The following is a 316-nucleotide window of genomic DNA, read 5'->3' as shown; positions in this document are numbered from 1 at the left end:
GCAGCAATTAGTCCACTTTTGGATCGAGCAAATCACGAATACGATCGCCCGCCAGGTTTATGCCTAATACCGTGATTAAGATGGCGATGCCCGGCAAGGTTGCCAGCCACCATGCAGTTGCGATATAAGGCCGTCCCGTGCTCATCATGAAGCCCCAACTGGGTGTTGGCGAACTGACGCCCAAGCCCAAAAAGCTGAGCGAAGACTCCATCAGAATCGCCCTTGCCAACGCGAGAGAGGCCAATACAATGACGGAGGGCATACAGTTGGGCAACAGATGACGCCAAATAATCCGCCAGTGCCGGCTGCCAAGCGC

Annotated in this window: 1 protein-coding gene; it reads right to left on the bottom strand. The window is 55.1% G+C overall.

All coding sequences use genetic code 11. From position 1 onward, the window contains the following. Positions 1–7 precede the first annotated feature (7 nt). Positions 8–316: ABC transporter permease (locus tag MXD62_RS08155; protein WP_248828795.1), on the bottom strand; the 309-nt coding region annotated here is incomplete at its 5' end.

Origin of the sequence: Frankia sp. Mgl5 (genome assembly GCF_023242985.1) — a bacterium.
Classification (GTDB): domain Bacteria; phylum Actinomycetota; class Actinomycetes; order Frankiales; family Frankiaceae; genus Parafrankia; species Parafrankia soli.
Note: the sequence above shows the minus strand (reverse complement) of the source record. Positions and strands in the feature narration are given on the sequence as shown.